Here is a 13,183-nt window from a genome sequence, read left to right on the forward strand (position 1 = left end):
GACGGAGGGCGTACGGGTGGTCGGGGGCGGGTCGGGCGTGGTGCGGGCGGCGCGCCGCGGCCTCAGGAGCGTACTTCGAGCAGCGGCACGAATTGCTCCGCGGCGGTCATCGAACCGTGCATCCCCACCATGGCGGACTCGTTCGGCTCGTTGACGGAGGCCGTGATGGCGAGGTCGTCCTGGGCCGCGGCGACCACGTCGCCGATGCGCCCGTACACCCGCTCGTCGACCCGGTCGCCGAACCAGCCGAGCTCGATGGCCTCGTCGCGGCCCGCCACCCAGAAGCGGTCGCCGAGGACCTCGCGCCAGCAGGTGAGGACGTCGGACTCGGCGCCCGGGACGGCGTACACGTGCCGGGCGCGGCCCTCGCCGCCGAGGAGGGCGACGCCGGCGCGCAGCTCCCAGTCCTCGTCGAAGTCGATGCGGTGGTCCTCGTCGAACGGAATGTCCACCATGCCGTGGTCGGCGGTGACGTAGAGCGCGGCGCGCGGCGGAAGCTGCTCGGCCAGGCGCCGCACGAGACGGTCGACGAACATCAGCTGGCCGCGCCAGGCGTCGGAGTCCATGCCGAAGCGGTGCCCGGCGCCGTCGAGCTCGCTGTAGTACGTGTAGACCAGCGAGCGGTCGCCCGCGGCGAGCTGCTCGGCCGCGAAGTCCATCCGCTCGTCGCCGGACAGGCGCCCGTGGAACGTTCCGCCACTCAGCGCGATCTTGGTGAGCGGGGTGTCCTGAAACATCGGGGAGGAGACCTGGGCGGTGTGGATCCCGGCCTCGTGGGCGAGCTGGAAGACCGTGGGGTACGGCTGCCAGGCGCGCGGCGAGGTCCAGGGCTTCCAGCGGAGCTGGTTCATCAGCTCGCCCGTCGCGGGGTTGCGCACGGTGTAGCCGGGGAGTCCGTGGACGCCCGGGGCGAGGCCGGTACCGACCGAGGCGAGCGAGGTGGCGGTGGTGGCCGGGAAGCCCGCGGTCAGCGGACGGCCGGTGCCGCCGCGGGAGCCGGCGAGCAGCGAGGTCAGGTACGGGGCCTCGTCGGGGTGGGCCTTGATCTGCTCCCAGCCGAGCCCGTCGATGAGGAAGACGCAGTTGCGGTCGGCGGGGGCGAGCTCCGCTATCCGGGCCTCGAAGCCGGGCACACCCTGGCCGACCACGAGCGTCGGGAGCAGGTCGCCGAGGGAACCGCTGCCGTACTCGGGGAGCGGCGCGGTGGCCGGGTCGAGCGGGACCGGGTCGTCCGGCCAGCCCTGGGCCATGGCGGCGGGCTGGGCCATCAGCGGGTCACCGAGGCGGTGTCCGCGGTGGCCTCGGAGAGCGCCTGCGCGAAGGCGAGGGTCTGGCGGACGGTGTCCGGTCCGTCGCCGGCGTCGCTGACCCGGAGGCTGAGGTCGTCGGCGGTGGAGTTGCCGGTGTAGCCGTGGTCGGCGTCGCAGTTCGGGTCGCCGCAGGCGGCGGGCTCCAGGTCGATCCGGGAGACGGCGCCCCAGCCGATGGTGAGGACGACCTCGCGGGGCAGGGTGCCCGGGGTGTACGACTCCGGGTTGGCGACGACGCGGCTGACGACGATGGACGAGATCCGGTCGAGCTTCACGGACTCGGTGGACGTCGTGGCGTACGGCGTCGGGGAGCTGGTGTCGGCGGCCTGCTCGTCGGTGTGGCTGACGATGAAGCGGTGGGCCGTCAGGACGAGGACGGTGACGTGGCGGCGGACCTCGTTCGCGTCGAAGGTGGTCTCCTGGTGGACCACGTACGACGAGACCGCCTCGCCGCCGACGGCGGCCTCCACCGCCTCGGCCACGAGGGCCGGGTAATAGCCGCTGCGCTCGATCGCCGCGCGCAGCCCCTGGGTCGTCGTACCGGTCTTCGCCATGGACTCCATCCTAATCCGTGCACAAGGACGGCTTGGCCGGTTGTGCGCGGGGTCGGGGCCGTTCGTGAGCGCCGGGGATGTGACATCGGACTCGCCGGGGGGAGTCGCGGCATCGCCGGTGTCGGCGGTGGCGGCTGTGTCTGCGGTGCCGCCGGTGTCGGCGGTGGCAGCTGTGGCGTCGGTGCCGCCGGCGTCGGCTGCGTCGGCTGCGTCGGCGTCGGTCACTGGTAGCTCGGGAGGTGGCGGGGGCCGAGGTCGGTCCGGGGCGGGGGCGGCGCGAGGCGGACGGTGGCGCCCAGCACCGAGAGGCCGCGCGGGGCGACGACGACCGGTTCGAGGGAGAGGGCTACGACCTCGGGGTGGTCGTCGACCAGGCGGGAGACCCGCAGCAGCAGCTCTTCGAGGGCGGGGGTGTCGACGGGGGCGGCGCCCCGCCAGCCGAAGAGGAGCGGGGCGGTGCGGATGGAGCGGACGAGCTCGGCGGCGTCCCGGTCGGTGGCGGGAACCAGCCGGTGGGACATGTCGCCGAGGAGCTCGGAGGCGGCTCCGGCGAGGCCGAAGGAGAGAACGGCGCCGACGGCCGGGTCGATGGCCGCGCGGACCACGGTGTCGACCCCGCGCGGGGCCATCGCCTGGACGACCGGCTGGAGCTCCTCGGGCTTGCCGAGCGCCTCGGTGAGCTCGGCGTACGCGGTGCGGAGCTGCTCCTCGGTGGCCAGGTCGAGCCGGACTCCGCCGAGGTCCGGGCGGTGGCGCAGGTGCGGGGCCGTGGTCTTGAGGGCGACGGGGAAACCGAGCCTGGCGGCTGCGCGGACGGCCTCGTCCGGGGTGGGCGCGGCAAAGGTGGGCGGGACCTGGATCCCGTACCGCCCGAGAAGCTCCCTGGTCCCCTCGGCGTCGAGCGTCACCCCGCGCGGGTCGCCGCCGTCGGTGGCGAGCGCCCGCGCGATGAGGCCGGCCGCCCCGCTCTCGTCGATGCCGTCGAACTCGGGCACCCGCCCGGGCTCGGCCGCCGCCTGCCGCCGCCACTGCGCGTACCGCACGGCCTCGGCGAGCGCCCGTACGGCCCGCTCGGCGGCGGGGTAGGCGGGGATGGGACGGACGACGGGCACGCCGGGGGGCGGGGTCTCCGGATCGGACGCGGAGGGATGCCCGGCTGCGGGCGCAGAAGCGGGAGCGGGAGCGGGAGCAGTAGCAGGGGCAGGAACGGAAGGAGCGGGAGCTGGAGCGAGCCGGGAGGGAGTGGACCTGCCGGCCTCGCCGGTACGCCCGGCCCCGCCCGTACGCTCGCCCGCCGCCGGGCGGGTGCGGGTCGCCGCGGCGAGGGCGTCCGCGAGGGTGCCCATCTCGACGTGGACGACGACGACCGGCTTGGCCGTGCCCCGCGCGTCCTCGACGGCGGAGCGGAGGGCGGCGGCCAGGACCTCGCCGTCGCCGGACTCGGTCGCCCCGTTCTCCCCGACCCAGGGGATCGCGGTGACGACCACGGCGTCGCAGGCGTCGTCCGCGAGGGCGGCGGCGAGCGCGGTGCGGAAGTCGGCGGGGGTGGCCCCGGTGGTCAGGTCGAGGGGGCGCAGCGGGCGCAGGCCCTCGGTGAGGCAGGCGTCGTAGGTGAGCAGCCCCAGCGACTCGGAGTTGCCGAGGATGGCGACGCGGGGGCCGGCCGGGAGGGGCTGGTCCGCGAGGAGGAGGCCCGCGTCGACGAGCTCGGTGACGGTGTCCACGCGGATGACGCCGGCCTGCCGCAGCAGGGCGGAGACCGTGGCGTGCGGGATGCGGGTGACGGGGACCCGGTGGCCGGGCGGGGCGCTGCCGCTGTGCCGGGCGCCCTTGACGACGACGACCGGCTTGACGGCGGCGGTGCGGCGGGCGAGCCGGGTGAACTTCCGGGGGTTTCCGATCGACTCCAGGTAGAGGAGGACGACGTCGGTCGCGGGGTCGTCGTACCAGTGCTGGAGGAGGTCGTTGCCGGAGACGTCCGCCCGGTTCCCGGCGGAGATGAAGGAGGAGAGCCCGGCGCCGCGCCGGTGCAGTCCGGCGAGCAGGGCGATGCCGATGGCGCCGGACTGGGTGAACAGCCCGACGCGCCCGGCGGCCGGCATCTGGGGGGCCAGCGAGGCGTTCAGCCGGACGGACTCGGCCGTATTGATGATCCCGAAGGCGTTGGGCCCGATGATCCGCATCCCGTACGAGCGGGCCTGCCGCACCAGCGCGCGCTGGCGCTCGCGGCCCTCGGGCCCGCTCTCCGCGTAGCCGGCCGAGAGCACGACCAGGCCCCGCACGCCGTGCTCCCCGCAGGCGGCGACGACCTCGGGGACGCGCTCCGCGGGCACGGCCACGACGGCGAGGTCGACGTCCTCGCCGATGTCGGCGACGCCCCGGAAGGCGGGGACGCCCTCCAACTCGTGCGGCCCGTCCCCCAGGGCGCTGTTCACGGCGTGGACCCGGCCGGTGTAACCGGCGTCCAGGAGGTTGCGCAGCACGGCCCTGCCGACCCCTCCGGGGGTGCGGCCCACGCCGATGACGGCGACGGAGCCGGGGGTGAGGAGCCGCTGCACGGAGCGGGCCTCGGCGCGCTGCTCGCGGGCGCGCTGGACGGCGAGCGAGCGGTCGGTGGGCTCCAGGTCGAGGTGGAGGCGGACGGAGCCGTCCTCGAAGCTGCGCTTCTGGGTGTAGCCGGCGTCCGTGAACACCTTGATCATCTTGGTGTTCGCGGGCAGCACCTCGGCGACGAACCGGCGGATGCCCCGCTCCCGCGCGACCGCCGCGATGTGTTCGAGGAGCGCGGAGGCGACGCCCCGCCCCTGGTGGGCGTCCTGGACGAGGAAGGCGACCTCGGCCTCGTCGGCGGGGGCGGAGGCGGGGCGCCCCAGGGGGTTGATCCGGTCGTAGCGCACGGTGGCGATGAAGTCCCCGCCGACCGTGGCGGCGAGTCCCACGCGGTCCACGAAGTCGTGGTGGGTGAAGCGGTGCACGTCCTTGGCGGAGAGCCGGGGGTAGGGCGCGAAGAAGCGGTAGTACTTCGATTCGTCCGAGACCTGCTCGTAGAAGCTGACCAGCCGCTCGGCGTCGTCGGCGGTGATCGGGCGGATGCGCGCGGTGCCGCCGTCACGGAGGACCACGTCGGCTTCCCAGTGGTCGGGGTACGCGTGCTCCGGCTGTTCGGACTGTTCCGACGCGCTCTGCATGGGGCAAGACTACGACCGGGGTCCGACAGCGGCACCGGTCGCGCGGTGGGTGCCCGCCGTGCAAGGTAGGGAGGGCCTAAAGGCCGCCGACATCGGGCCGAAGGTCGGCACGAGCATCTCGCCTCCCGTGAGAGACTGGTCTAGACAACCGCTGAAAGTTGAAGGGCAACCACCATGGCTGAGCGCCGCGTCAACGTCGGCTGGGCCGAGGGCCTGCACGCCCGCCCCGCCTCCATCTTCGTCCGTGCCGCCACGGCCGCCGGCGTCCCCGTGACGATCGCCAAGGCTGACGGCAACCCGGTCAACGCCGCGTCCATGCTCGCGGTGCTCGGCCTGGGTGCCCAGGGCGGCGAGGAGATCGTGCTCGCTTCGGACGCCGAAGGCGCCGAGGCCGCGCTCGACCGCCTCGCGAAGCTGGTCGCCGAGGGTCTCGAGGAGCTTCCCGAGACCGTCTGATCCGTCTCCTCCCCGACGACGGATCACCAAGGGCCGTACTCGCCGGAATTCCGGCCGGTACGGTCCTTTCCGCTTCCCTGGAGTATTTTCCCACGGGCATTCCGCAGGCATTACGCAAGTCACCCTATTCGGCGGCACGAATTAGAGCGACCGCCGGAAATCCACTCCCCCTTGTATACGGCGCCCGCGTTAATTCCGCGGCCCCGCCGTGTTGACGACGTGTTGCGAAACCCTCACACGGGGGCGCTCCGGCCGCCGCGGCCGGTGCAGCGGAAGGGCGCGCTCCACGTGCAGCGCGGTCAGCGCGCGGGCCCTTTCCGCGTCCCCGCGCGCGACGGCGTCGACGATCGCCCCGTGCTCGGCCCACGCCTCCACGGGCCGGGTGGCCGGCTCGACCGCGTACATCCAGGCGATCTTGTGGCGCAGCTGGGTGAGGAGCGCGGTGAGCGGCGGGCTGCCGGACGCCTGGGCGAGCGTCTCGTGGAACCAGGAGCCGAGCGCGCGCAGGTCCTCCCCCTGGCCGCGCCTGGCCCGCTCCTGCCCCAGCCTGACCAGCCCGCGCAGCACCTTGAGGTGCGCGTCCGAGCGGCGCTGGGCGGCCCTGGCGGCTCCCAGCGGCTCCAGCAGGGTCCGTACGTCGAGCAGGTCCGCCGCCTCCTGGTCGGTGGGCTCGGCGACATGCGCGCCCGCGTGCCGCCGGGTGACCACGAAGCCCTCGGACTCCAGCGTGCGCAGCGCCTCGCGGACCGGGACGCGGGAGACCCCGTAGCGGCGCGCGAGCTGCTCCTCCGTCAGGCGGGCACCTCGCGCGAAGACGCCGGAGACGATGTCGTCCCGGATCGCCGTGCATACCGAGCGCGCGGGAACACGCATGTCCGACCTCCGTATGTGATCCGCTATTCGATCCGCTTCGAGCCTCTTCGATCCGCCCCTGCGACTCTATTGCAGGACGCCGGAATTTCCGATGCCACCCGATAATACGGAAACAAAAAAGAAGCCCCGGCTCGTTCGAGCCGGGACTTCTTCACAGAACGCACACGTCAGACGTGGACCCCGCGGGCACGCAGGTAGGAGACCGGGTTGACGTCCGATCCGTACTCGGCGCTCGTACGGGCCTCGAAGTGGAGGTGCGGGCCGGTCGAGTTGCCGGAGGACCCGGAGACGCCGATCTGGTCGCCGGGGGTGACCGTCTGGCCGACGGCGACGCCGATGGAGGCGAGGTGGCCGTACTGGGTGAACGTGCCGTCGTTCATCCGGATGACGATGTTGTTGCCGTACGCGCCGCCCCAGCCGGCCTCGACGACGGTGCCGGAGCCGACGGAGACGACCTTGCTGCCATAGGCGGCGTGGAAGTCGATGCCGGAGTGGCTGCCGGAGGACCAGAGCGAGCCGCCGGTCTTGTAGCCGGTGCTCACGTACGTGCCGGCGACGGGGAGCTGGAAGGAGTTCAGGCGCTTGCGCTCGGCCTCGCGGGCGGCGCGGGCCTCGGCCGCGCGGGCCTCCTTGGCGCGGGCCTCGGCCTTGCGCTTGGCCTCGGCGGCGGCCTTGACCCGGGCGGCGGCCTCGACGGCCTCCTTCTCCTGGGCATCGGCCTGGGCGTCGACGCGCTCGGCGATGGACTCGGCGGTGATCACCTGGGTGAGGCCGGTGTCCTCCGGAGAGGCGGGCTCCGCGTCGGCGGCGAACACCGGGGAGGCCAGGGTGCCGATGACGCCGGTCGTCGCGAGGGTCGCCACACCGGCGATGCCCACGGAGCGGCGCGCCATGCGGCTCGGACCACGATGCTTCCCGGTGGCACGGGTGAACGCCATGTAGTGGCTGATCCTTTCCTTCCCTCTCGCCTACCGGGTTAGCTGACGGGTTCGGAGCAGGAAGGTCTCCTACGGGCCCCTCCGCTCACCGAGCGAAGGCGTCCGATTCACCCCAGGGACTGCGATGGGTCCCCGGCTCCCCAGGCTCGCGCCTTACGGGGACTCGGCGATGACTGTCCGTTGCCGCGAATGCGGCGTCGTACAACGGCCGGACAGCCGGATCGACGCTAGGCCGATCTTCGGTCAATCGCCAAACAGACACGCTCTTTTGTAAGACATGCCACAGGGCAGAAGATCACACGCACGACAATACGGACAAAAAGGAGAACCCCGACGAACCAGGTCGTCGGGGTCTCCTCGTCCGCGTGACAGCGGCTCAATCAGCCGGTCACGACCGTCACTTCGCCGATGCCCAGGGCGCGCACCGGCTCCTCGATCTGCGCCGCGTCGCCGACGAGCACGGTCACGAGCCGGTCCACCGGGAAGGCGTTGACCACGGCCGCGGTCGCCTCCACCGTGCCGGTCTCGGCCAGCCGCGCGTACAACTGCGCCTGGTAGTCGTCCGCGAGGTGCTGCTCGACCTGGTCGGCGAGGGTGCCCGCGACGGAGGCGGCCGTCTCGTACTTGAGCGGGGCCACCCCCACCAGGTTCTGCACGGCCACGTCGCGCTCGGCGTCCGTCAGGCCCTCGGCGGCGAGGGTGCGCAGCACCTTCCACAGGTCGTCAAGTGCCGGGCCCGTGTTGGGGGTGTCCACCGAGCCGCTGATGGCGAGCAGCGAGACCCCGTGCCCCGCGTCGTCGGAGCGCAGCACCTGGCCGAAGGCGCGCACGCCGTACGTGTAGCCCTTCTCCTCGCGCAGGACGCGGTCCAGGCGCGAGGTGAGGGTGCCGCCGAGGCAGTACGTGCCGAGCACCTGGGCCGGCCACACGCGGTCGTGGCGGTCGGGGCCGACGCGGCCGAGGAGCAGCTGCGTCTGGACGGCGCCGGGGCGGTCCACGATGACGACCCGGCCGGTGTCGTCGGCCGTGACGGCCGGCATGGGGCGCCGGGTGCCGGCGTCGCCCGTCCAGGCGCCCAGCGTCTCCGCGAGCACCTTGTCGACGTCCACGTCCGTGAGGTCGCCGACGATGACGGCGGTGGCCGTGGCGGGCCGCACATGCGCGTCGAAGAAGGCGCGGACGGCGGTGGCGTCGATCGCCGCGACGGTCTCCTCGGTGCCCTGGCGCGGCCGGGACACGCGCGCGGAGGCCGGGAACAGCTCCTTGGAGAGCTGCTTGGCCGCGCGGCGGGCCGGGTTGGCCGACTCGTGCGGGATCTCGTCGAGCCGGTTGTTCACCAGCCGCTCGATCTCGGTCTCCAGGAACGCCGGGGAGATCAGCGCCTCCGAGAGCAGGCCGAGCGCCTTGGGCAGCCGGGAGACCGGGACCTCCAGGGAGACCCGTACGCCCGGGTGGTCGGCCGCCGCGTCCAGGGTGGCGCCGCAGCGCTCCAGCTCGGCGGCGAACTCCTCGGCGGTGTGCTGGTCGGTGCCCTCGGACAGGGCGCGGGCCATGATCGTGGCCACGCCGTCCAGGCCCTCGGGCTCGGCGTCCAGGGGGGCGTCGAGGGAGATCTCGACGGCCACCACCTGCTGGCCGGGGCGGTGGCACCGCAGCACCGTCAGCCCGTTGTCCAGGGCGCCGCGCTCCGGGGCCGGGAAGGCCCAGGGCTTGGCCTGGCCCGGCTGGGGCTGGGGGTGGAACGTCATGTTCGTCAAAGACGCGGCCGTGTCGGTCACTGGTCCGCTCCCTCTTCCTCGTCGCTCTCGCTGTCGCCGTCGGCGCCCACCGGCTCGTAGACCAGCGCCGCGCGGTTGTCCGGGCGCAGCGTGGCCTTGGCGACCTCCTGCACCTCCTCGGCGCTGATGTCGAGGACCCGGTGCACCGCGGTCAGGGCGAGCTGGGGGTCACCGAACAGCACCGCGTACCGGCACAGTTCGTCGGCGCGGCCGGCGACCGTGCCCAGCCGGTCCAGCCACTCGCGCTCCAACTGGGCCTGCGCGCGCTCCATCTCCTCGGGTGTCGGGCCCTCGGCGGCGAAGCGGGCCAGCTCGTCGTCGACGGCCGACTCGATCTGGGGCACCTCGACGCCGCCGGACGCCTTCACGTCCAGCCAGCCGAGCGAGGGCGCGCCGGCCAGCCGCAGCAGGCCGAAGCCGGCGGCGACGGCGGTGCGGTCGCGGCGGACCAGCCGGTTGTGCAGGCGGGAGGACTCGCCGCCGCCGAGGATCGTCAGCGCCAGGTCGGCGGCGTCGCACGCGCGGGTGCCGTCGTGCGGCAGCCGGTAGGCGGCCATCAGCGCGCGGGCCGGGACCTCCTCCTCGAGGACCTCGCGCAGCTGCTCGCCGATGACCTCGGGGAGCTCGCCGGAGCGCGGCGCGGGCTTGCCGTCGTGGCCGGGGATCGAGCCGAAGTACTTCTCGACCCAGGCGAGCGTCTGCTCCGGGTCGATGTCGCCGACGACCGAGAGGACCGCGTTGTTCGGCGCGTAGTACGTGCGGAAGAAGTTCCGCGCGTCCTCCAGGGTGGCCGCGTCCAGGTCGGCCATGGAGCCGATGGGCGTGTGGTGGTACGGGTGGCCCTCGGGGTAGGCGAGGGCGGTGAGGCGCTCGAAGGCGGTGCCGTACGGCACGTTGTCGTAGCGCTGGCGGCGCTCGTTCTTGACGACGTCGCGCTGGTTCTCCATCGACTCGTCGTCGAGGGCGGCCAGCAGCGAGCCCATGCGGTCGGCCTCCAGCCAGAGCGCGAGCTCCAGCTGGTGGGCCGGCATGGTCTCGAAGTAGTTGGTGCGCTCGAAACTGGTGGTGCCGTTGAGGGAGCCGCCGGCGCCCTGCACCAGCTCGAAGTGGCCGTTGCCGTGGACCTGCTTCGAGCCCTGGAACATCAGGTGCTCGAAGAGGTGGGCGAGGCCGGTGCGGCCCGCGACCTCGTGACGCGAGCCGACGTCGTACCAGAGGCAGACCGCGGCGACCGGGGTCAGGTGGTCCTCCGAGAGCACCACGCGCAGGCCGTTGGCCAGCCGGTGCTCGGTCGCTGTCAGGCCGCCGGAGCCGGCCTCGGCCGTGGCCGTGTGACCCATGGGCATGTACGTCCCTTCGATCGCGATGTGAAGTCCTGCCACTGTATGCAAGCGCGCCGACACCTGGCGAAGTTCCCGTCCCCCGCCGACGTCCCTCTTCCGGGTCGCGGAGGGGCGCGACGGTGACCCCGAGGGCCGTCAGGCACGGGTCGCGGTGCCGGTTGTCAGCGGGACGGTCCACAATGGTCCGCGTCAGATCAACCTTGTTGGTGAAGGAGCCGCAGCCGCGATGGCCCGCCGCAGCACGAAGACACCGCCGCCGGACGACGCGTTCGAGGAGCGAATCCTCGACATCGACGTCGTCGACGAGATGCAGGGCTCCTTCCTCGAGTACGCGTACTCGGTGATCTACTCGCGCGCGCTGCCCGACGCCCGCGACGGCATGAAGCCCGTGCAGCGCCGCATCGTCTACCAGATGAGCGAGATGGGTCTGCGTCCCGAGCGCGGATTCGTCAAGTGCGCCCGTGTCGTCGGCGAGGTCATGGGCAAGCTGCACCCGCACGGCGACGCGTCGATCTACGACGCGATGGTGCGCATGGCGCAGCCCTTCTCCATGCGCCTCCCGCTGGTCGACGGCCACGGCAACTTCGGCTCCCTCGGCAACGACGACCCGCCGGCCGCCATGCGGTACACGGAGTCGCGGATGGCGCCGGCCGCGCTCCTGATGACGGAGTCCATCGACGAGGACACCGTCGACTTCGCGCCGAACTACGACGGCCAGGAGCAGGAGCCGGTCGCGCTCCCCGCCGCCTATCCGAACCTGCTGGTCAACGGCGCCTCCGGCATCGCGGTCGGCATGGCGACCAACATGCCCCCGCACAACCTGGGCGAGGTCATCGCGGCGGCCCGCCACCTGATCCGGCATCCGAACGCGGACCTGGAGGCGCTGATGCGCTTCGTGCCGGGTCCCGACCTGCCGACCGGCGGCCGGATCGTCGGCCTCTCCGGCGTCAAGGACGCGTACGCCACGGGCCGCGGCACGTTCAAGATCCGCGCGACCACGAGCGTGGAGACCGTGACGGCCCGCCGCAAGGGCATCATCGTCACCGAACTGCCCTTCAGCGTCGGCCCGGAGAAGGTGATCTCCAAGATCAAGGACCTGGTCGGCTCCAAGAAGCTCCAGGGCATCGCCGACGTCAAGGACCTCACCGACCGCAACCACGGCCTGCGCCTGGTCATCGAGATCAAGAACGGCTTCGTACCGGAGGCGGTCCTGGAGCAGCTGTACAAGCTGACTCCCATGGAGGAGTCCTTCGGCATCAACAACGTGGCCCTGGTCGACGGCCAGCCGCTCACGCTCGGCCTCAAGGAGCTCCTGGAGGTCTACCTCGACCACCGCTTCGAGGTGGTCCGGCGCCGCTCCGAGTTCCGCCGCGGCAAGAAGCGCGACCGGCTGCACCTGGTGGAGGGGCTGCTCGTCGCGCTCCTCGACATCGACGAGGTCATCCGGCTGATCCGGGAGAGCGAGAACTCCGCGCAGGCCAAGGAGCGCCTGATGGAGCGCTTCTCCCTGAGCGAGGTCCAGACGCAGTACATCCTGGACACCCCGCTGCGCCGGCTCACCAAGTTCGACCGGCTGGAGCTGGAGACCGAGCGCGACCGGCTCACCGGTGAGATCGACGAGCTGACCGGGATCCTGGACTCCGACTCCGAGCTGCGCAAGCTGGTCTCGGCGGAGCTGGCGGCGGTCGCCAAGAAGTTCGCCACCGACCGGCGCACGGTCCTGCTGGAGTCGGCGGGCGCCCCCGTCGCCGCCGTGGCCCTGGAGGTCGCGGACGACCCCTGCCGGGTGCTGCTGTCCTCCACGGGCCTGCTCGCCCGCACGGCGACGGCGGAGGTGCCGCCCGCCGATCCGGACGGCAAGCGCGTCAAGCACGACGCCGTCGTCTCCTCGGTCGCGGCCACCCAGCGTGGTGACGTCGGGGCGGTGACCTCGACCGGCCGGCTGCTGAGAATCGCCGTGATCGACCTCCCACAGCTCCCCGACACGGCCACCGCGCCGAACCTGTCGGGTGGCGCGCCGCTGACCGAGTTCCTCTCCCTGGAGACGGACGAGACGGTGATCTGCCTCACCACGCTGGCCGAGACCTCGCCGGGCCTCGCGATCGGCACGCTGCAGGGCGTGGTCAAGCGCGTGGTGCCGGACTACCCGTCCAACAAGGACGAGCTGGAGGTCATCGCCCTCAAGGACGGCGACCGGATCGTCGGCGCGACGGAGCTGCGGACCGGCGAGGAGGACCTGGTCTTCATCACCTCCGACGCCCAGTTGCTGCGCTACCCGGCCGCACAGGTCCGGCCCCAGGGCCGGCCCGCGGGCGGCATGGCCGGCGTCAAGCTGACCCCGGGCGCCGAGGTCATCTCCTTCACGGCCGTCGATCCGGCGGCGGACGCGGTGGTGTTCACGGTCGCGGGCTCCACGGGCACGCTGGACGCCTCGGCCGGCACATCGGCGAAGCTGACCCCGTTCGACCAGTACCCGCGCAAGGGCCGGGCGACCGGCGGCGTGCGCTGCCAGCGCTTCCTGAAGGGCGAGGACGTCCTGATCCTGGCCTGGGCGGGCGCCGTCCCGGCCCACGCGGCGCAGAAGAACGGCACCCCGTCCCAGCTCCCGGACCCCGACCCGCGCCGCGACGGCTCGGGCACCCCGCTGGCGCAGCCGGTGGACATCGTGGCGGGCCCGATCGGCTAGCCCGTACCCGGTCCCCCGGAAAGCCCTCCGCCCCGCGCGCACCCGCGCGGGGCGGAG

At 73.0% G+C, this 13,183-nt stretch carries 9 protein-coding genes and 1 riboswitch; of the genes, 2 read left to right on the plus strand and 7 right to left on the minus strand.

The features are described 5' to 3' along the window. Positions 1-62: 62 nt before the first annotated feature. From AB0C99_RS25125 to AB0C99_RS25135, 3 genes are all read right to left on the minus strand, one after another. Positions 63-1,268: a nucleotide pyrophosphatase/phosphodiesterase family protein gene (locus AB0C99_RS25125; protein WP_362479081.1), complete on the minus strand. Its 1,206-nt coding sequence runs from the start codon at positions 1,266-1,268 to the stop codon at positions 63-65. Beyond that, entirely contained in the window at positions 1,268-1,864 is a 597-nt protein-coding gene (locus tag AB0C99_RS25130) for a DUF5998 family protein (protein ID WP_362479083.1), read from the minus strand. The genes AB0C99_RS25125 and AB0C99_RS25130 overlap by 1 nt, the downstream gene beginning before the upstream one ends. A gap of 221 nt (positions 1,865-2,085) precedes the next feature. Further along, positions 2,086-5,052: a GNAT family N-acetyltransferase gene (locus tag AB0C99_RS25135; protein ID WP_362479085.1), complete on the minus strand. Its 2,967-nt coding sequence runs from the start codon at positions 5,050-5,052 to the stop codon at positions 2,086-2,088. Positions 5,053-5,226: 174 nt separating this feature from the next. Here AB0C99_RS25135 and AB0C99_RS25140 point away from each other — a divergent pair, with 174 nt between their 5' ends. After that, positions 5,227-5,508, plus strand: a complete 282-nt coding sequence (locus AB0C99_RS25140; RefSeq protein WP_362479088.1) for an HPr family phosphocarrier protein — start codon at positions 5,227-5,229, stop codon at positions 5,506-5,508. Positions 5,509-5,697: 189 nt separating this feature from the next. Here the strand turns inward: AB0C99_RS25140 and AB0C99_RS25145 are convergent, their stop codons facing one another. From AB0C99_RS25145 to AB0C99_RS25160, 4 genes are all read right to left on the minus strand, one after another. Further along, positions 5,698-6,381, minus strand: coding sequence for a GntR family transcriptional regulator (locus AB0C99_RS25145; RefSeq protein WP_362479090.1), 684 nt, complete (start codon positions 6,379-6,381; stop codon positions 5,698-5,700). 167 nt (positions 6,382-6,548) lie between these two features. Beyond that, positions 6,549-7,319: a M23 family metallopeptidase gene (locus AB0C99_RS25150; RefSeq protein WP_362479093.1), complete on the minus strand. Its 771-nt coding sequence runs from the start codon at positions 7,317-7,319 to the stop codon at positions 6,549-6,551. Positions 7,320-7,331: 12 nt separating this feature from the next. After that, positions 7,332-7,498, minus strand: a riboswitch (cyclic di-AMP (ydaO/yuaA leader). Positions 7,499-7,699: 201 nt separating this feature from the next. Then, complete coding sequence (locus AB0C99_RS25155) at positions 7,700-9,067, minus strand: pitrilysin family protein (RefSeq protein WP_362479203.1); 1,368 nt, start codon at positions 9,065-9,067, stop codon at positions 7,700-7,702. A gap of 26 nt (positions 9,068-9,093) precedes the next feature. After that, a complete protein-coding gene (locus AB0C99_RS25160) occupies positions 9,094-10,443 on the minus strand; it encodes a pitrilysin family protein (RefSeq protein ID WP_362479096.1) in 1,350 nt (449 codons plus the stop codon). A gap of 223 nt (positions 10,444-10,666) precedes the next feature. Between AB0C99_RS25160 and AB0C99_RS25165 the strand changes: the two genes are divergently transcribed. After that, the gene (locus AB0C99_RS25165; RefSeq protein ID WP_362479098.1) at positions 10,667-13,126 is read left to right on the plus strand and encodes a DNA topoisomerase IV subunit A; all 2,460 of its coding nucleotides are present in this window, start codon (positions 10,667-10,669) and stop codon (positions 13,124-13,126) included. Positions 13,127-13,183 lie beyond the last annotated feature (57 nt).

The organism is Streptomyces sp. NPDC048659 (assembly GCF_040650575.1).
Lineage (GTDB): Bacteria > Actinomycetota > Actinomycetes > Streptomycetales > Streptomycetaceae > Streptomyces.